The sequence below is a fragment of the Acinetobacter puyangensis genome, from assembly GCF_900096995.1.
Lineage (GTDB): Bacteria > Pseudomonadota > Gammaproteobacteria > Pseudomonadales > Moraxellaceae > Acinetobacter > Acinetobacter puyangensis.
This window is the reverse complement of sequence record NZ_OANT01000009.1, coordinates 68,314-88,794: the sequence shown is the minus strand read 5'-3', so window position 1 is coordinate 88,794 and position 20,481 is coordinate 68,314. Positions and strand designations below refer to the sequence as shown.

16 protein-coding genes are annotated in these 20,481 nt (G+C 39.2%); 9 read left to right on the top strand and 7 right to left on the bottom strand.

Going from position 1 to position 20,481, the window contains the following annotated elements:
- The first annotated feature begins 454 nt into the window (after positions 1-454).
- Positions 455-2,644 carry a TonB-dependent siderophore receptor gene (locus CRO21_RS14290; protein ID WP_097079991.1) on the top strand — a complete coding sequence of 730 codons (2,190 nt, stop codon included), beginning with the start codon at positions 455-457 and terminating at the stop codon, positions 2,642-2,644.
- Positions 2,645-2,689: 45 nt separating this feature from the next.
- Here CRO21_RS14290 and CRO21_RS14285 read toward each other — a convergent pair whose 3' ends face one another.
- The gene (locus CRO21_RS14285; protein ID WP_378234976.1) at positions 2,690-3,691 is read right to left on the bottom strand and encodes a hypothetical protein; all 1,002 of its coding nucleotides are present in this window, start codon (positions 3,689-3,691) and stop codon (positions 2,690-2,692) included.
- 296 nt (positions 3,692-3,987) lie between these two features.
- Here CRO21_RS14285 and CRO21_RS14280 point away from each other — a divergent pair, with 296 nt between their 5' ends.
- Complete coding sequence (locus tag CRO21_RS14280) at positions 3,988-4,599, top strand: carbonic anhydrase (protein WP_097080006.1); 612 nt, start codon at positions 3,988-3,990, stop codon at positions 4,597-4,599.
- Between the two features lie 80 nt (positions 4,600-4,679).
- Here CRO21_RS14280 and folE read toward each other — a convergent pair whose 3' ends face one another.
- Positions 4,680-5,228: a GTP cyclohydrolase I FolE gene (gene folE / locus CRO21_RS14275; protein ID WP_171294063.1), complete on the bottom strand. Its 549-nt coding sequence runs from the start codon at positions 5,226-5,228 to the stop codon at positions 4,680-4,682.
- Positions 5,229-5,514: 286 nt separating this feature from the next.
- Here folE and xdhA point away from each other — a divergent pair, with 286 nt between their 5' ends.
- Genes xdhA through xdhC form a run of 3 tightly spaced genes read left to right on the top strand, consistent with a single transcriptional unit; the run spans position 5,515 to position 10,441 of the window.
- A complete protein-coding gene (xdhA, locus tag CRO21_RS14270; protein ID WP_097079988.1) occupies positions 5,515-7,032 on the top strand; it encodes a xanthine dehydrogenase small subunit in 1,518 nt (505 codons plus the stop codon).
- A 1-nt stretch (position 7,033) separates the two neighbouring features.
- The gene (xdhB, locus tag CRO21_RS14265) at positions 7,034-9,409 is read left to right on the top strand and encodes a xanthine dehydrogenase molybdopterin binding subunit (RefSeq protein ID WP_097079987.1); all 2,376 of its coding nucleotides are present in this window, start codon (positions 7,034-7,036) and stop codon (positions 9,407-9,409) included.
- A gap of 6 nt (positions 9,410-9,415) precedes the next feature.
- Entirely contained in the window at positions 9,416-10,441 is a 1,026-nt protein-coding gene (gene xdhC / locus CRO21_RS14260; protein ID WP_097079986.1) for a xanthine dehydrogenase accessory protein XdhC, read from the top strand.
- Positions 10,442-10,449: 8 nt separating this feature from the next.
- On the opposite strand, the gene CRO21_RS14255 is transcribed toward xdhC, so the two are convergent.
- The 5 genes from CRO21_RS14255 to CRO21_RS14235 all read right to left on the bottom strand — a co-directional run bounded on the left by CRO21_RS14255 (position 10,450) and on the right by CRO21_RS14235 (position 15,047).
- Positions 10,450-11,169 (bottom strand): Smr/MutS family protein, encoded by a 720-nt coding sequence (locus CRO21_RS14255; RefSeq protein WP_097079985.1) that lies wholly within the window; start codon positions 11,167-11,169, stop codon positions 10,450-10,452.
- A gap of 287 nt (positions 11,170-11,456) precedes the next feature.
- The gene (gene trpC, locus CRO21_RS14250) at positions 11,457-12,266 is read right to left on the bottom strand and encodes an indole-3-glycerol phosphate synthase TrpC (protein WP_097079984.1); all 810 of its coding nucleotides are present in this window, start codon (positions 12,264-12,266) and stop codon (positions 11,457-11,459) included.
- 13 nt (positions 12,267-12,279) lie between these two features.
- The gene (trpD, locus tag CRO21_RS14245) at positions 12,280-13,332 is read right to left on the bottom strand and encodes an anthranilate phosphoribosyltransferase (RefSeq protein WP_097079983.1); all 1,053 of its coding nucleotides are present in this window, start codon (positions 13,330-13,332) and stop codon (positions 12,280-12,282) included.
- A complete protein-coding gene (locus CRO21_RS14240) occupies positions 13,333-13,917 on the bottom strand; it encodes an anthranilate synthase component II (protein ID WP_097079982.1) in 585 nt (194 codons plus the stop codon). It lies immediately after the preceding gene.
- Positions 13,918-14,108: 191 nt separating this feature from the next.
- Positions 14,109-15,047, bottom strand: coding sequence for a helix-turn-helix transcriptional regulator (locus CRO21_RS14235; protein WP_322853238.1), 939 nt, complete (start codon positions 15,045-15,047; stop codon positions 14,109-14,111).
- Positions 15,048-15,330: 283 nt separating this feature from the next.
- Between CRO21_RS14235 and CRO21_RS14230 the strand changes: the two genes are divergently transcribed.
- From CRO21_RS14230 to CRO21_RS17915, 4 genes are all read left to right on the top strand, one after another.
- A complete protein-coding gene (locus CRO21_RS14230) occupies positions 15,331-17,484 on the top strand; it encodes a TonB-dependent receptor (RefSeq protein ID WP_097079981.1) in 2,154 nt (717 codons plus the stop codon).
- Positions 17,485-17,514: 30 nt separating this feature from the next.
- Complete coding sequence (locus CRO21_RS14225) at positions 17,515-18,741, top strand: MFS transporter (protein WP_097079980.1); 1,227 nt, start codon at positions 17,515-17,517, stop codon at positions 18,739-18,741.
- Between the two features lie 54 nt (positions 18,742-18,795).
- Positions 18,796-19,920 (top strand): siderophore-interacting protein, encoded by a 1,125-nt coding sequence (locus CRO21_RS14220; protein ID WP_228150456.1) that lies wholly within the window; start codon positions 18,796-18,798, stop codon positions 19,918-19,920.
- A 120-nt stretch (positions 19,921-20,040) separates the two neighbouring features.
- Positions 20,041-20,253, top strand: coding sequence for a transcriptional repressor (locus CRO21_RS17915; protein WP_097079978.1), 213 nt, complete (start codon positions 20,041-20,043; stop codon positions 20,251-20,253).
- Positions 20,254-20,481 lie beyond the last annotated feature (228 nt).

Below are 20,481 nucleotides of genomic sequence, written 5' to 3'. Positions count from 1 at the left end.
TATAAAAAAGTATAGATTAAAGTAAAATTCTATGTATCTTAAAAGTTTAGTTGAACTTTTCACATACCTAGTCTGTTCACAACATCGTTAATAAATGGATTTTTGTTTCTAAATAGCAATCTGACACTATTTTTGATAATTTAACTTACAAAAATAAACAAAAAATCCATTATTTTTCAAATATTGATAATTTATTTTTTTGTATAAAATATATACATATAAATATAATTAATTGTTTTTTATAAATATTATATTTATTGACTATGAAATCACAAAAGATATTTTTGCACAATTATGGTGTTTTTTTAGGCGGAAATGTTAATGTGATCGGTAAAATAGATTTATTCGTGTTTGTTAATAAGAATTATTATTCATCAGTATTTAATTTAGATTTACTTTGTTAACATTCTCTAAACTTTTTTATCTATTTTGTAGTATTTGTAGGAGTTTGATGATGAATCATCAGTTTGCAAAAAATGTGCTTTCTCTTTCAATTATTTTAGCGGGTATGGCAAGCAACCAGATTTTTGCCGCAGAAGACATACCGGAAGAAAATATTGTCAAATTAAATACGATTGTAGTGACCGCTGAAGAGCAGGTAAAACAATCATTAGGGGCTTCTACAATCACAGCCGAAGATTTAGAGCAAACGCCTGTCGTAAATGATATTTCCGAAATTATTCGCCGTATGCCGGGTGTAAACTTGACAGGAAATAGTGCAACAGGACAGCGCGGAAATAATCGTCAAATCGATATCCGTGGTATGGGACCGGAAAATACCTTGATTTTAATTGATGGAAAGCCCGTAACGTCTCGTAATTCGGTACGTTATGGTTGGCGTGGAGAGCGTGATACTCGTGGCGATTCTAACTGGGTTCCAGCTGAAGCAATTGAGTCAATTGAAGTATTACGTGGTCCAGCTGCCGCACGCTATGGTAATGGCGCAATGGGTGGCGTAGTTAATATCATTACTAAAAAAGTGACCAATGAAACGCATGGTTCTATTGAAACATATACCAATCAACCAGAAAATTCTAAAGAAGGTTCGTCCTATCGTGTTGGGTTCAATTTAAGTGGGCCAATTCTTAAGGATGTATTATCTTATCGATTATATGGAAATTATAATAAGAGTGAAGGCGATGCAGCCGATCTTAATCCTGTAAATGAATCGGGAACTCGTGCAGCTGGTAAGGAAGGGGTAAGGAATAAAGATATTAATGCTCGTCTGGCATGGCAGGTAACAGATCATCAGACATTATTATTAGATGTTGGTTCAAGCCGTCAAGGTAACGACTATGCTGGAGATACACAAAATAGTAACAGTGATTTTACAACCAATTCAGACCTATTATCCTTAATTGGTACTGAAACCAATACGATGTATCGTACAAGTTTTGCGCTCACCCATGAAGGAGATTGGGATTGGGGGAAAACAAAATTGCTTGCATCGTATGACCAAACCAGAAATAAGCGTTTAACTGAAGGAACTACTGGACGAGTAGAAGGCACTATTAATAGTACAACAGATCGCCCGACATCTATTTTGGATACTTTACGTTTTAATGCTGAAGCTAATATTCCATTTGAAGTACAGTTTCCACAAAATCTAACAATAGGCGTAGAATGGGTTGAAGACGATTTCACGGATACTGCAAATACGACCGGTTCAACTTCATCTGCTAGTCTTGCTGAAGTATTAACAACTGGTGATAGGACTAAAATGGATTCTCGTATTGCCTCTGCCTATCTTGAAGATAATATTAAAGTAACAGATAGCACCGATGTGGTACTTGCATTACGGTTCGATGACCACAGTAAATCAGGTTCAAACTGGAGTCCAAGTTTAAATATTACTCATAGTTTAAATGATTATTTTACTTTAAAAGGCGGCATTGCCCGTGCCTATAAAGCACCTAATATGTATCAAAATGCTGAAGGATATTTATTATCCACTTCTGGTAATGGTTGTCCAATTGGATTAACTCAGTGTGTATTACAGGGCGATGCCGATTTGAAACCTGAAACATCTGTCAATAAAGAAATCGGGATTCAATTTCAGAAGGATATTGTGAGTGCAAGTTTGGCATGGTTCCGTAACGATTATAAAAATAAAATCACTGCGGGGGATACAGTTGTAAGCCAAACTACAATTGGTACAACCACATATAATGTCTTAGATTGGGTTAACATTCCTGAAGCATTAGTACAAGGTGTAGAAGGAAGTATAGGGCTAGACTGGGGGGACATCAGTTGGACCAATAATTTTACTTGGATGAAAGACTCCATCAATAAAAAAACTGGTAACCGACTTTCAATTGTACCCAATTATACCATTAACTCTATTTTTAATTATAAAGTTACTGACAAGGCAGATGTAAACTTTGTTTATACTCAATATGGTCGTCAAAAACCTCGCGAGTATGCGGAAACTTCTCTTGAAAATCGTACAGGTATTACCACCACATCAATCAAAAGTTATAGTTTAGTGGGAATTAATTTTGGTTATAAATTCAATCAGAATTTTAGCGGGCGACTTGGGGTAAGTAATTTATTTGATGAACAAAAATTACGTGATACAACAGTTAACCAAACTTATAATGAGCCGGGTCGAGCTTATTATGCTTCTTTAAAATATTCTTTCTAAGTTTATTTTCATAGGTTGAAAAGCGATCTCAATAGAGGTCGCTTTTTATTGATCTAAAATATGCTTCACTTCATCAGAATTATAAAACTGTTCCAGATAAAATCTTGCGCGATCCAATAAATAACCCTGATCAATGACTTGATTTAAAATGGGCATAATGAGTTGATAAAGTTCTGTTCTTAATAAGTTTTCGTCGATATTGATATCCTGCAAGGCCTGTGCAAAAGTATCCTGTGCATGGCGTTCTACCCAAGCATCTACCCCCGATGTGATTTGTGCCTGAAGATAATCTGTCTGACGGATATGATTCCAGACTTGTTCACCCATTGCCACGGTTTGTGGAAGATCTTCAATCACAATATAGTGTTGCAAAGTAGATAAAGGAGCTTTTTTAATTTTGTGCCAAAGTTTTGCCTGTAATTGATAGAGTTTGTCATCATCAAGGTGTTGGGTAATGAGTTTTTCACTTAATTGGCTTAATTTATTGAAATTTTTATGTAAATAAAGTCGCAGTGCATCATCGAATGTGCGATCAGTGGCGCGTTCAATCACGGATTTTCCCATTTTCATAAAAGAACCGACACCCGGGATTTTTTTAGCCACTACGGATTGATCTACATAGTCTTGTAGGCTTTGTTGTACTAGATTGCTGATAAGTTCGATATAAACAGGATTATGAACCAGTTGTTTGATGAGTTTTTTACGATGGTTAGATTTTGAGGCAATGTACTGAGCAATCTGGTCAATAGTTTCAACAGGTAAAACTTCTTCAATGGTTGTATGTTCATTATGCGGATGTTGCAGGGCAAGTGTAATATGCTGCTGGATTTGCTGAATAAGATGATCGGTGGCAGGTGTCAATAAAATTTGTTGTTGCAATAGGGCTGTAATGTGCTGTGAACACCATAGGTCAGTGATTTTCTGAGTTTTAAACCAGTCAAAAAAGCCCAATACTTCTTGTGTCACGATCTCACCTTGCTGTAATTGATTTTTAATAAAGGCGAGATGTGCTTCGAGTAGTGCTTGAGCTTTGCTGTGCATAAAAATAAACCTGAATTAAAAACGGTAGATTCGGAATCAATAAGTCCATCAATCATAAATTACAACTTCTTCATTTAACAGCAAAAGATAAAAAGCTTATCTGAATCTATATATTTCAATCCATATTTTAATTTTAAAAAAGATATGAAAAGGAGAAAAAAGGGACAAGGTCTGTTTTCTATCAAAACAATAAATCTGGATAAGCGCTAAACATATTTTGTTGAAAAGGTAGTTTTTGTCTAATGACAATTACCAGTAACCCTCTTAAAATGATCGAACATTTGCAAGTTACGGGAATTTTCATGTTAAGTGCTCAAGAAGCCTTACAACGTCTTAAAGCAGGCAATCAAAACTTTATTCAGGGTAAAGTCGGTTATAAGCATCTTTCTCATCAGGAACGTGCAGAATTAGCAGAAGATCAGAATCCTTTTGCCATTATTCTGGGCTGTTCAGATTCCCGAGTGCCAGCAGAAATGGTATTTGATCAGGGATTGGGTGATTTATTTGTGATTCGTGTAGCAGGTAATATTGTGGCACCTTCGCAGGTGGGAAGTGTAGAGTTTGCTGCCGAACGCTATGATTGCCCTGTAGTTGTCGTTCTTGGACATAGCCATTGTGGTGCAGTTCAGGCAACCATTGAAACTTTACAGAATCCGGATAAACTACCTTCGCAAAATCTAATGTCAATTGTGAATCGGGTGCGCCCATCGGTCGAGATTTTATTTCATACTGAACTCAAAAATGATATTGAGAAGTTATCCAAACATGCAGTACGTGCCAATGTATTTGCATCGGTGAATCAGTTACGACATGGTTCAGCGGTGCTGGAAAAATTAATTGAGCAGGGGAAATTAGTGGTGGTTGGGGCTGAATATTCGCTGGAAACCGGTGAAGTCACCTTTCTGGACTATTAAGTATTCATAGTAAGTGAAAATTTTCATTAAACAAAAATGCCAAGTCGACGGACTTGGCATTTTTAGATCAGAAATAAGATTTAGTAGCTTTCTGGGACAGCGCTTAAAAACTCACGGCGTGCCTGTTCATTGTTTTTCAGTTCACCCAGAAAACACACAGTACGTGTAGTCGATTGTTGTTTACCGACACCACGCATCATCATACACATATGCGCAGAATCAATGACGACCGCTGCGCCACGTGCACCAGTCACTTCAACAATAGCCTCAGCAATTTGCTGAGTTAAATTTTCTTGAATTTGTAAACGACGGGCAAACATTTCGGTAATGCGGGCAAATTTAGATAAGCCTAATACCTGACCTTCAGGTAAATAGCCAATATGTACTCGTCCATAAAATGGTAATAAATGATGTTCGCAAAGGGAATAGAATTCGATATTCTTCACCAAGACCATTTCCCGATTCTCTGATGGGAATACAGCATCATTGGTGACTTCTTTTAGATCTTTTTGATAGCCAGAAGTAAGGAAAGTAAATGCCTTTGCAGCACGGATTGGCGTGTCTTTTAAACCAGGGCGATCAAGATCTTCACCAATGGCGGTTAAAATATCTGAATAAGATTGCTGCATACTCATCGTAAAGTCGTACTTGGCTATTAAAACAAGTTGCGCATTGTAGCAGAAAACCGACTTGATGTTCAGAGAATCGAAGTTTATATTTTTATAGAAGAATAGAAATTTAAAAATTATTGAGGTTTTGTCGTTACACTATCATCAATGATCAAATGTTTTGCTTTTATATGCTTGTTTAAATGATATTTGTTATTATTTAATTGCTTGTTTTTTAAGTTGCTATTGGCATTATATTTGCTGCATGATCAGGGATATAGCAGTATGCAAATATAAAGGAAGAGATATGTTTACGCGTCCAATTTCGTTTTGGTTTCGTGGACAATGTCAACAAATTGTTGATGTTGCACCGACTTTAACGGTTTTACAATATTTGCGTGAGTTAACAACATCTGCTGGGAAAACACGGCAAACTGGTACCAAAGAAGGTTGTGCAGAGGGCGATTGTGGTGCATGTACCGTTGTGGTGGGTGAACTGGTTGCAGGCAAATTACAGTTACGTAATGTCAATGCCTGTATTCAGTTTTTGTCAACCCTTGATGGCAAGGCATTGTTTACAGTTGAAGATTTACAGCAATTTTTACCTGCGTCTACTCCGCATGATTTACATCCTGTACAGCATGCCATGGTTGAGTGTCATGGATCGCAATGTGGTTTTTGTACACCCGGATTTATTATGTCTTTGTGGGCGATGTATGAAAATGAGTTGAACACGCCAAATAAAGCGACGATTAGCCATTATTTATCAGGGAATTTATGTCGTTGTACCGGTTATCGCCCAATTTTGGAAGCCGCTTTAAAGACATATGATTATGCACCTGTGCGGTTACAAAAACAGCAAATTGAACTAGCATTACAGGCCTTACAACGATTGCCGGATTTGGAATATCATACTGAAAAACAAAATTATTTTGCGCCGACCAGTGTGCAACGCTTTGCCCAGTTACGCCAGCAATATCCACAAGCCCGTATTGTTGCAGGTAGCACCGATGTTGGTTTATGGGTGACTAAGCTGGGACGTGATTTAGGCGACATGCTGTATATTGGTAAAGTTGCCGAATTAAAACAGATTAAAACTTTGCAGCAAACGATCGAGATCGGTGCAAGCGTTTGTTTAAACGATGCCTTTGATGTGATCACTCAGCATTATCCAGAGTTACATGAACTGGCACGACGCTTTGCTTCCATGCCGATTAAAAATGCAGGGACATTGGGTGGGAATATTGCCAATGGTTCACCTATTGGTGATTCTATGCCGGCCTTGATTACCCTGAATAGTCGCTTACGTTTAAGACAGGGTGATCAAACCCGGGAAATTGCACTGGAAGATTTTTATTTAGGCTATCAAAAAACCGCCTTGCAGCAGGGTGAATTTGTCGACACTCTGATTATTCCTGTGATTGAACCCGCACAAAAAGATTATTTTAAAGTGGCAAGCTATAAAATTTCCAAACGCTTTGAGCAGGATATTTCTGCCGTGTGTGCAGCGTTTAGTATGCAACTCGATGACCAGCAGGTGATACAGTCGATCAAGATTGCCTATGGCGGTATGGCGGCAATTCCAAAGCGGGCTTTGCATACTGAACAATTTTTACTGGCTAAAGTACTGACACAGGAATTAATTACTCAGGCACAGCAGCAACTGGCACTGGATTATCAACCGCTTGATGATGGTCGGGCCAGTTCAGCTTATCGTCTGTATAGTGCACAAAACTGTTTACAGCGTTTTTATCTTGAGCAACAAGATCAAAATAACGTCGGCGTGCTACGTTTGGACGATTTAATTACAGTACAGGAGGTTTAACATGAATCAATCTCTTGATGTGTTAAAAGCCAAGTCCTCTGCCAAAGCGGGCCAATCTATTCCCCATGAAAGCGCACATTTACATGTGACGGGTCAGGCAATTTATATTGATGATTTACCTGAGCTGGAAAATACGTTGTATGTCGCAGTCGGTTTTTCCCAGTGCGCACGGGGTAAAATCAAACAGATGAATCTGGACGCAGTACGTGCTGCATCAGGCGTATATGCTGTGTTCACTGCACAGGATATTCCTGCGGAAAATAACTGTGGTCCAATTTTAAAAGATGATCCGATTTTTGCAGTCGATCAGGTTGAGTTTTATGGACAGGCATTATTTGCCGTTGCTGCACGAAGCTATCAACAGGCAAGGCAGGCGGTACGACTGGCACAAATTGAATATGAAGCTGAAACACCGATTCTCACCATTGAACAGGCGATTGCACAACAAGCTTGGGTGATTCCACCTGTAGAATTTAGTCAAGGTGATGTGGCACAGGCATTTCATCAAGCAGCGCATCATTTATCCGGTTCAATTGCATTGGGCGGACAGGAACATTTTTATCTGGAAGGGCAAATTTCCTATGCCATTCCACAGGAAGATCAAACGTTAAAAGTGTATTGTTCAACCCAGCATCCGACCGAGATGCAGCATTTGATTTGTCATGCTTTGGGATTGCGTGCGCATCAGATCAGTGTGGAAAGCCGTCGTATGGGTGGTGGTTTTGGCGGTAAAGAATCGCAATCGGCACAATGGGCTTGTATTGCTGCACTGTTTGCACATCGACTGGGTCGCCCTGTAAAATTACGTCTGGATCGTGATGATGATATGCGTTCGACCGGTAAAAGACATGGCTTTAGTTATGAATGGGACGTGGCATTTGATCAGCAGGGTGTATTGCAGGGCTTAAAAGTCCAGCTTGCCTCCAATTGTGGATTTTCAGCGGATTTATCTGCGCCTGTCAATGAACGTGCCATTTGCCATGTTGGTAATGCCTATTATCTCAATGCGGTACAGATTCAGAATTTACGCTGTAAGACCAATACCGTGTCTAATACTGCATTTCGTGGTTTTGGGGGGCCACAAGGGATGTTTGTGATTGAGAATATCCTTGATGATATTGCCCATTATCTAAAATGTGATCCGGTACAGGTGCGTCAGGTCAATTTTTTTGCCGAGCAGGCAGGACAAGGCCGTGATCATACCCATTACGGTGCGGAAGTACGGGATAATGTCGCACCAAAAATCGTGGCACAATTACTAGAAAGGAGTCAGTATTATGCGCGTAAACAGGAGATCATGCAGTTTAATCAGAACAACGCATGGATCAAACGCGGGATTGCTTTAACCCCATTAATGTTCGGTATCTCCTTTAATGCCGTACATTATAATCAGGCCGGGGCTTTGGTGTATATCTATATGGACGGTACAGTAGCGATTACCCATGGTGGTACAGAAATGGGGCAGGGCTTGTATACCAAAGTCCGTCAAATTGCGGCCAACGAGTTAGGGCTGCCCATTGATGAAGTACGTCTATTACCAACGGATACCTCCCGAGTACCGAATACTTCGGCAACTGCTGCATCCAGTGGGGCAGATTTAAATGGTAAGGCCGTGCAAAATGCCTGTATCAAGATTCGTCAGCGTTTGGCAGAATTTGCAGCCGGTTTAAGTCAGACTACTGCCGAGCATATCCGCTTTGAAAATCATTTGGTCACGGCGGATAATGGCATGGCCTGGACATTTGCAGATCTGGTCAATCGTGCCTATATGGCAAGGATTCAATTGTGGGACAGTGGGTTTTATAAAACGCCTGAAATTCATTATGATCAGGTCAATCATTTGGGTCGTCCATTTTTTTATTACGCTTATGGCGCATCAGTCAGTGAAGTAGCAATTGATACCCTCACAGGTGAAATGAAAGTGTTACGTGTCGATATCCTGCATGATGTGGGGCGTTCGATTAATCCTGCCATTGATATCGGACAGATTGAAGGTGGCTTTATTCAGGGTATGGGCTGGTTAACCAATGAGGAATTGTATTGGCAACCGACAGGGGAACATGCCGGACGATTATTTACCCATGCACCTTCCACCTATAAAATTCCAACCAGTGTTGATATCCCACCGGTATTTAATGTGAGTTTGTTTGACAATGAAAATAGCTCGGACACGATTTACCGTTCCAAAGCTGTCGGCGAGCCGCCTTTTATGCTGAGTTTATCGGTTTTTTCTGCCATTCGACAGGCTGTTCAGGCTGCGATTCCCGCAGATGCGCCGCTACAGCTGAATGCACCTGCAACTGCCGAAGAAATCTTGCGTGCCATTGCCTTGGGGCGTGGTCATGCCTTGGCAGATCGTCCCAAACCGCAGGCTTAAGTCGCGATGTCATACACATTACAGTGGTGGACTGATTTTTGCCAATGGTTGACTCAGGATCGGGCTTTGGTTTTGGTGACAGTTGCCAAAATTGAAGGTTCTACCCCGCGTGAAGTGGGTGCCAGCATGCTATTACGTTATGATGACATGGGGCAGTTGCAGCAGTCAGATACGATTGGTGGCGGGCATTTGGAATGGCAAGCCATTGCGATTGCCGAAACCATGCTCAATACTCCCAGACAGCAATTGCCACACCTTGAGCGGTTTAATCTCAGTGCCAGACTAGGACAATGTTGTGGCGGTGTGATGTGGTTGACTTTCGAGAAAATCGAAGCACAGGCAGGGCAGGCGTATGCAGCACAATTACAGCAGTATACAGCGCAATATGTACAAGGACATGCCATCATTCGTGGACTGAGTGATGGAATTGCTTCACAGTGGCACATCACAGCGGAAAAGGATAAACAATCTGTTTTACAACAATCTCCAGAACAACATTGGACATTCCGGCAGATAATTCAACCGCAGGGATTTCATGTATTGTTATTTGGTGCAGGGCATGTTGGCGAAGCAATTGTGCGTTGCCTGCTGCCTGTGGGTGCCCATATTCGCTGGGTAGATACTCGAGATGACATATTTCCTGTCGATTTACAGTCACAGGTACATTGTATTGCCACGGATACGCCAGAGGTTGAAATTGAACAATTTACGCCGTATGGGGCAATTTTAATTTTAACCCATGATCATCAACAGGATTTACACTTGTGCTTTGCCGCATTAAAACCTCGGCCAGTAAATTTTAGCTATGTGGGTATGATTGGCTCAAAAAGTAAACGCGCAGTTTTTGAAAAACGCCTAAAAGCTCGTGATTATTTGGCACAGGATTTACAACGGCTGATTTGCCCGATCGGGATAGCGGGCATTCATTCCAAACAACCGAATATTATTGCGATTGCAGTGGTAGCACAATTATTGCAACATTTTGAACAACGTCTTATCAGTGATAAACAGATTCTTTCTGCCCATCACTGATCTAAGATTTAGGCTTTGTTGTCCTGCGTATATTTCGGATTTTTCTCGGCACGTTTTAATAAAACCAGAACAGCACCAGTGCCACCTTGATTCTCTGGTGCACTAACAAATGCCAATACATCACGATGCTGACGTAACCAGCCATTGACGCAGGTCTTTAAAATACCTTCCGGGCCTTTACCATGCACAATCTTAATCACATTTTGATTGTCATCTTTGGCCAGTTGAATCAATTGTAAAACTGCTGTTCGCGCCTGTTCCATGGTACAGCCATGTAAATCCACTGCTTCAAACCAGCGTAATTTACCGGCTTTTAAATCTTCAAAGACACGATTTTGCAAGGTCGCAATGCGATAGCTTAAAAATGCCTGACTGGCAACTGGATTTAATAAAGCCTGTGTATCTGATAACACGGTGTTATCAGTTTCAGTCGTACCTTCAGCCGCAATACGTTTTGCCAGCGTTTGTGCATCAATTTTTTTCGCTTTTGTAGTACTGGCAATGTTGGCCAGATCACTAGAATCTATTTTCTTCACACCTTGCATGGCATTGGCAAAAATTTGGCTATCATCTTGCTGTTCCGCTTGAGCTTGTCTTGCGGAACTAAGTTGCTCAGGTTGCTTACTGGTTTTTTGTGCTTGAGTTGCAGTTTGATCGGCACCGACCTGCTTTTTAAACTGCTTTAATAAATCAAGCTGTGCTTTGGAGAGGGAGGTATCTTTGCTCATAATGTGGGAAGTATAAAACAGGTTTATTTAAGTCTAGTATAGTATGAAATAGTTAGTGGGTGGAAACTTAGTAAATGTGGGTACGTTTTTAAAAAATTGTTTTTTTATTTATACTTGTTGCAGTGCTTCACACTAACATGTTTGTTTGGAGTTATATGATTTTTAAAATAAGGGCTTAAATCAATCAAAAATTTTAAGAATTATTGTTAATTAGTCAAGAAAATATATTTAACCGAGATGGAAAACAATAGCAAATGTTCAACTTACTATTGTTTATTTAAGTCAATTTAAATGACCTTCGGTATACCAAATAACCGATTCAATGCCTGACCCGCATGTGGTTGTTTCATAAAACCTTCACCCACCAGAAAACGGTCAATACCGTGATTTTGCATAAACTGCACCTGTTCAGAGGTACTAATACCACTTTCGGTAATGATCTGACGTGCTGAACCGGCCATATCCTTTAAACGTACTGTGGTATTTAAATTGACTTCAAAGGTTTTTAAATTACGATTATTTACCCCTAACAAGCATTGTTCAGGTAATTGTAGTGCGCGCTCCATTTCCTGTTCATTATGGACTTCAACCAGTACGTCCATGCCGTATGCAAAAGCCACACTGGCCAGTTCCTGTAATTGTGCATCGGAAAGGCAAGCCACAATCAATAAAATGCAATCGGCATGCAGTGCACGACTTTCGACAATATGGTAGGGATCGACCATAAAGTCTTTACGTAACGCTGGTAAGGTACAGGCTTCCCGTGCGATACGCAGATTATCATGATGGCCTTGGAAAAAATCGACATCAGTCAAGACTGATAAACAGGCTGCACCTGCTTGCTCATATTCTTTGGCAATTTCATCAGGATTAAAGTTTTCCCGAATAATGCCTTTGGAGGGGGACGCTTTTTTGATTTCGGCAATAATGGCAGGGGATTTATGCTGTAAAGCTTTGGCAAAACCACGGGTAGGCGTTGCCTGTTTTGCCAGTTCTTCCAAATTGCTTAGGCTAAACTGTTTTTGTTTTGCCGAGATTTCTACAAATTTGCGCTCAACAATCGTACCTAAAATAGTATTTTGAATATCAATATGCATCATCGATTCCTGTTTAGTTCGATTGTTCCAGTTGCTTTAAAGTGCGGGTAAATTCACTCATGACACTCATTTTTTCCAGTGCCTGTCCACCATAAATAATGTCATGTGCCAATGCCACACCTTGTTTATAGCTATTGGCCAGGCCTGACACATAGATACCAGCACCTGCATTTAGTGCAATCATATTGGCAGCTTTATCGCCGAGTTCGGATTTTTTTCGCCCGAGTGCATCCTTGATCATTTTTAGACTGGCTGTGGCATCTTCAACTGATAATCCGGTCAGTGTTTGCGAGGTGATGCTTACATCTTCGGGCACAATGGTCCACTCGGTGATTTCACCATTTTTTAGCTCGGCAACACTGGTTGGAGCCGCTAGACTGATTTCGTCCAGCCCATCTTTGGAATGCACGACCAAGACATGTTCTGCGCCTAATTGTTGCAGCACTTCTGCTATGGGACGACATAACTCATCAGAAAAAACACCAATCACATAGCGTTTGACCCCAGCCGGATTGGTCAAAGGTCCGAGTAAATTAAAGAAACTACGAATACCGAGTTCACGACGAGGTGCAACCGCATATTTCATGGCTTTATGATGATTGGGTGCAAACAGAAAACCAATGCCCATCTCACGAATACAGCGTTCGGTTTGTTGCATATCCAGATCCAGACGTATGCCAGCCTGTTCCAGTAAATCCGAAGATCCGGATATACTGGATACACCTCGATTGCCATGTTTGGCAATGGTGGCGCCTGCGGCAGCAATCACAAAACTCGAAGCAGTGGAAACGTTAAACAGGTTTTGTCCATCGCCACCTGTACCGACAATATCAATTAAATGCGGAATTTCACTGACATCAATTTTAATGGCAAATTCCCGCATCACACGTGCCGCAGCGGTAATTTCATCGATACTTTCGCCTTTCATACGCAGACCTATCATTAATGCACCAATTTGTGCATCACTGGCTTCACCATTCATGATGGTGCGCATGACATCTTCCATTTGTGGCTGGGTCAAATGGATATTTTTGGTAATATTGTGAAGTGCTTGTTGAATGTTCATTTATGCATAAATCTCTAAAAAATTCTTAAAAACCTGATGACCATGCTGGCTTAAAATCGATTCAGGATGAAACTGCACACCTTCTACCGGCAATGTCTTATGTTTTACACCCATGATTTCTTCTATTGAGCCATCTTTTTCTTGTGTCCAGCAAGTGACTTCCAGACAATCGGGCAGGGTCGCTTGATCAATCACTAGCGAATGATAACGTGTCGCCGAAAATGGATCGGGTAAGTGGCTAAAAATCCCTTTATCCAAATGATACATATCGGACAGACGACCATGCATTACGGTTTTGGCACGGACAATATTGCCACCAAAAGCCTGACCAATAGATTGGTGTCCTAGACATACGCCCAATAATGGAATTTTACCGGCAAAATGCTGAATTGCTGGAATCGAAATACCGGCTTCACTGGGTGAGCAGGGACCCGGTCCAATCACTAAATATTTGGGCTGCCATCGTTCAATATCTTCTAATGTGACTTGATCATTGCGAACAACTTTTACATCTTGATCCAACTCGCCAAAATATTGCACGATGTTATAAGTAAAGGAGTCATAATTGTCGATCATTAGAAGCATTTTGAACTAACCTTATTGATTTTAAAACAATTCTTGAGGGGGCTGCTTATTTTTACTCACAATCTTACTTACAAAAAAGAAAGTATTATAATTGAGATGGCAATAAAAAGCCGCTTCATTAAGCGGCTACTTTAGCAGAATTTGACGATCATGTAACAACTTCCTTTAAATAAGTCTAGTCGTTGATAAGGTTAAGGTTCATAACCAAAATATTTTAGGAAAACACGTTTAAAATATTGTGGATTATTATAGCCCAAAGCATAAGCAACTTTAGCACTTGCCTGTCCCTCTTTAAGCAAAATCAATGCTTGTTTCATGCGTTTTTCCAGCAAAAACTGACCAATTGTCATACCTGTATGTTGTTTGAATACTTTCTTTAAATCACATTCATTGAGTCCAACCTGTTTGGATAGTTGTGGAATCGTAATTTTTTGCTCAAATTGATTTTCGAGGATAGAAATAGCCTGCTCAATTGCTGTAAATTGTGATGCCTTACATTTTTTAGTGAGTTGTAATAACATGCTTAGCAATTCTAAAGCTGCACCTTCCAGATGTAATAAATCTATTTTTGTTTTGATCTGGGGTAATTTTAAAAGATGTTGTGCCTGATGAATGATATGTTGACTAGGAATTTCAAAAGTTTTAATGCCCGTTGCATCTATGTCTAAAAAAAATCTAACCAAGTCGTTATATTCGGGAGTATGTTGAATATTATCGAAAAAATTTTCATCAAAATCGATAGTAATCAACGACATTTGTTTATATGCAGGTAAATAAATGGTTTGTACACCTAGATACCCCTTGCGTAAAATAATGCAGGGCGATTGTAAAATATAAGTTCTATTGGTTTGATGATTTTTAAGGTGATGAGTACCAGACAGAAAAACAGTAAGTCCGAAACAATATACTGGTGTATTGGCTGTCATTTGTTTGGGGTGTTTTAATTGATACTGACCTCTGCCAAGACAGGCACGACCAAAATCATACAGTTCGCTATATCCATGACCTTCTAGTGGATTAAACAAATTATAATAATAGTTAGGTAGCGTTGAATTGGTTTCAATATATAGATCGCCCACCTGACTCACAACTTGTTTATGTGCATCAATAAATCTGGACATGGAAGACATAGCGTTATCCGACAATATAAAGAATTGAGAATCATTTTCAATTTAAAACTTTTACAGCTGATTTGTCAATTGTTGTATATCTTACACAGCAGATTTCCTTTTTTCTTAAATAATAATGAATAATCAATGGCTTTCCTGATTTTTATAAATTATTCCCTTTATTGCTATTTATTGAGAATGAATATCAATAAACTTTGTGCCTTGATTGTCGATTTGCTATTCATAGGATGCAAATTGCTTAACAAAAAATACTTTACTGATGAAGTATAAATGGGGGAAATAAATGCCAAATCAATTTTATTTTAAAGTATCCATATTGACGATCAGCATGATATGTGCAGTATCACAATTGGCTAGGGCGGAAATAACCGAACAAGATAACAATATAGCGACAACACAGTTACCTGTTATTGTTGTCAATGCAGAACAAGAGGCGATTTCAGCTGGTCAAATTAACCGTAAAAGCCAGATGGGTTTATTTGGTGATAAAGATGTCATGGATATTCCATTTAGTATTACCAGTTATTCTGATAAATATATAGAAGATCAGCAGGCAACATCTGTTGCGAAAGCATTGGTCAGTGAACCTTCTGTTAGAAATGTCTTTTCAGGTAATGGATTGGGAGAATATTTTAATATTCGTGGTTTATATACTCAAAGTCATGAACTGTCATGGAATGGTTTATTTGGTCTGGTACCACATAATCGTGTCCCTACAGAGTTTTTAGAACGGTTAGAAGTATTTAGGGGAACAAGTGCTTTACTCAATGGAATGTCTTTGGGGGGAGCAGTAGGTGGTGTAATTAATGTTGTACCAAAACGTGCAGATGAAGTGCCCTTAACCCGTTTAACCACAACTTTTTCTTCAGATGCAAACTTGGGTGCACATGTGGATTTAGGACGGCGGTTTGGTGAAAAGCATCAATATGGTATTCGTGTGAATGCTTTGAGATCGCATGGTGATACTTCACTTGATGATCAGACCGAAGATCGTCGTCTAGGTTCGATTGCACTGGATTATCGTGGTTCCAATTTGCGAGCATCTCTGGATCTTTACGATATTCGGGAGGAATATACAGGGGGTATGCCTTTGATGGTATCTTTTGCATCTGCCAATATTCCCCAAGCACCCGATTCAACCATTAATACGATGTCAGGTGCAGATGGCTATTCAAGTACCAAAGCTGCAATTGCAAATCTTGAATATGATTTTGCAGAAAACTGGCTAGCTTACATGACCATGGGGACGAAACATCAAGAAGGCTATGGTTACTTTGCCAATAATGCCTTGGGTAGAATGGCTCAAGCAAATGGTGACTATATTGCTGTATCACGGGTTACAGCCAATAAAACCGATACACATGCAGCAGAAACGGGTATTCGGGGACAATTTGACACAGGTGCTATTCAGCATACATTGGTACTGAGCAGTAATATTATTGATCAAAAAGTAAGAATGGGTTTAAACCCTGATACGCCATCATGGGTATCAAATATCTATGCACCAACACAACCGACTGCTTTGGCAGCCAGACCCACATATATACCCAAAACTTCGGATATGACATTAAGCAGTGTTGCTTTAGCCGATACCCTTTCATTTTTACAGGAAAAATATCAGTTAATCCTTGGTATTCGTTATCAACAAGTGAAATCAGAAAGTTTTAATATTTTTTCAGGTCAATCTTCCGGACCTGCTTACAATGAAAATGCTCTAACGCCTGCGCTGGGTGTGGTGGTAAAGCCGTGGGATTCATCGGTATCTATTTATGCAAACTATATCGAAGGATTATCACAAGGTGATTCTGTATCGGATACAACAGCTGAGAATTATGGACAGAATTTTGCCCCTTATCAATCCAGACAATATGAAATTGGTACAAAATGGGATATGGGTCATTTTAGAAATACGTTGAGTGTATATCAAATCACCAAGCCGACAATGATTAAAAATGAAGCTATTAATCGTTACAGTGACGATGGTGAACAACGTAATCGTGGCGTGGAGTGGACGACAGCGGGAGAAATCTTTGAAAACATTCGTGTATTGGGTGGGGTAGTCTATATGGATGCGGAACATACCAAAACCACAGCAGGACAGTTGAATGGTCGTGATGTGATGGGGATTCCACATTGGCAATCTAATCTGGGCATAGAATGGGATGTTGCACAATTACAGGGATTAACCTTGTCTGCCAATACAATTTATACAGGGCATATGTATGCAGACAATGCAAATACACAAAAACTTCCAGATTGGACAGAAGTCAATTTAGGTGGGCGTTACTTCACCACTATTGCTAATCACGCTGTGACTTTTAGGGGCGGCATTGATAATCTTTTTGATCAACAACATTGGGCTGGTGTGTGGAATGGTTTTGTTGCCGTGAGTGGCACACCTCGTAGCTATAAGTTTTCTATGCAAATTGATTTTTAAGATTAAAATAAATATATCTGGAATTGAAGCATGACGGAAAATAAAAAGCCTTGGGTGCTGTTAATCAGTATCTATACCACCCAATATATTGGCGTGGCATTTATCATTTCAGCTGCATTTGCGATTTTGCGGCAAAGTGGTATTGCCTTGGATAAACTTGCTTTACTGAATTTAATTGCTATTCCAATGTTGGGTAAAGTGTTATATGCCCCTTTTGTTGATAATTTTCGATTATTCTTTCAGGGGCAATACCGTAGCTGGCTGATCTGTGCACAAATGGCTATGACGGTGCTGTTGTTTATTTGCGGATTGCTTGATATTCAACAACAGTTTTCCACCATTCTAATTTTATTGATTGTTTATACCTTATTTATGAGCTTGCAGGATGTATCAATTGATGGATTAGCCTGTAAATTATTTGATGAATCACAACGTCAATTTGCCAATAGTATTCAATATGCCAGTAATTTACTGGGAAATATCATTGGTGGTGGAGCTTTATTAATGCTTTATCCGTGGTTGCAATGGCAGGGCGCATTGTGGGTGTTGACTGGTTTAACTGCGATTACCAGTATCCAGTTAATATTTTTTAAAGAACCTGAAAATATATTTAACAACTCACATAAACATATTGCTTCCCGTTTTAGCAGTCTTGCACAGCAAATAAGTGTTTTTGTAAAACAGCATCGTCACTGGTTTATATTATTGTTTCTTTATCCAATTGGTTTTACTGCGGTTTTTGGCATGCTAAATCCTATGCTGGTAGATGCAAAGTGGTCTTTACCAGATATTGGCTTTGCCACTAAAGTTTTTGGTTCTCTTATCGGGATTATTTCAGCTTTTTTAGCCACGTTAGTCATCAATAAACATGGACGTAAATCTGCATTAATTGGGTTTACGCTATTACAGGGTGTGGCTCTGCTAAGTTTTATTCCATTAACATTGGGTTATACCAGTAAACCCTTGGTTTATTTTGCGATATTTGCTTATTTTATTGCCAATCCAGGATTAATGGCGACACTCTCAACCATGATTATGGATCGGGCAGCAATGATGCCAGCCAAAGCAACTTTTTTTAGTCTGCAATTAAGTTTAATCGTCTTTATGGGGTTTGCCTATTCTGCTGCGGGTTTAATGCTTGCACAGCATATTGGCTATATGTGGGTGGTGATTTTAACCTTTATATGTGCCATGTTGGTTGCCCTATTGGCAAGGCGATTATTAGCCGTCACATTTAAAGCTGCTGGCAAAGTTTGAGTAAATGAATGATTTGATTTAGATGTTTTTATGGATTTTTAAAGTTATATTAAGATGATGAAAAGTTTAACCGTAATTCAAGATGATGATCGAAAGCTGGATATTATGGATCATGTTAATCAGGATCATAGTAAAGAATTATTAATTATTGCCCAATCCTATGGCAAGAATCGTGATATTTATTATGCTTCTATTACTGATATTTTTGAAGAAGGCATTTTATTACATATAAGATGTGAGATAAATCGAGAGATACAGGAATTATTTGTAGCGTTTGAATTGAAAGGTGATCTTGAAGAACAAATTCTTTATTTGGCCTATCATTCTTTCGTTAAGCAAAATATTGAATTGGATCATAATGCCAGAAATTATTTTGAAATTGTGGATAAAAGCAGAATTACCCCAAATTTTATGCGTCTTATGGTAAAAAGCCAAACAGCTTTACCACAATATTACGCTGGGTATGCATACGGTTTTATCTTAAAGACACTACAAAAAATGCCTCCAGTCAAAAAAAACAACATCTTCAAAAAAAACAATCTATTTAAAAACAGATTTGATCGAGGATTTTTATGGATAATGAAATATCTATCTCGGCAAAAGCGACAAAAATTATTGGAATCCATCAATAAAGATATTCGCTTATATACTTTACGGCAGGCGTTTAATCCACTAGGTACAGAAGGCCTAAGTTATGGATATATTGATATTTTTACTCATGGTGATAGTGCAGGAAGCCAATGGGTAGAAGTTTTACAGGCAGGTACACTCATATCCAGTCGTACCGAAACAGATGATAAACATGCTCATTTAGAGCAAGGGCAGACCGTATTGATTGCTGATGAAACAGCCTATCCAGCAGTGGCTGGTATTTTGGATTTCTGGAAAAATCCTGTGCCACCCTTGGTGATTTTGCTGGCTTCTGATATTCGGGATCATGCTTATTTTGATCATTTTAATTTTCCGCCACAGAGTGAAATTTATAAAATAAGCAGTCAGACTTCATTGCAGGCGGAGAAAGTCATTGCAATTCTTAAACAAAAAACCTTGATTGAAAATGTCTGGGGTGCACTCGAAAATGAGGCAGCTAAACAAATTCGCCATTATTTGCGTAATCAACGACAATTAAAAGGTAAGAATAATCATATTAAAGGATACTGGCGATTGGAAAAAGTATAGGTCAATGAATAGATGAAGCACAGTATTGTCTGCTTGTTTTAAATCTAAATTACCGTTGATGGCGATTTAGTGATGGCTAACATTTACTATTTAGAGTTATTAAGTTTTGAGTGTTAAAATATGACAATAAATTTAAATGATACAAATGCTATTCGAGATTTACTGAAACATAAGCACATCAAGGTGACGTTGCCTCGGCTAATGATTTACAAAGTGATGCAGCAATCCTCTCATGCGATGACTGCATATGAAATTGAAGATATTTTGCTACAACAAAATCACCGGCTTAATTGGGTGACAATTTATAGCACTTTAAAAAATCTACCAAAATAGCGGGTTGGCACAACGTTATAAAATAAATACTGAGCAGGCTTGATTTTCATTATCACACTCTCATGCTGATATCACGATTAGATGCAGACAGTGTCAAGCCATACAGACAGTGAATGACGATAAAATAAAGTTAGCAATTCTGAATTTTTGTACAAATTCTCGACTTGAAATAAATTTTTATCAGTTGATGCTTGAGAGCAAGATATGTCAGTGCTGTTGTGGAGCAGA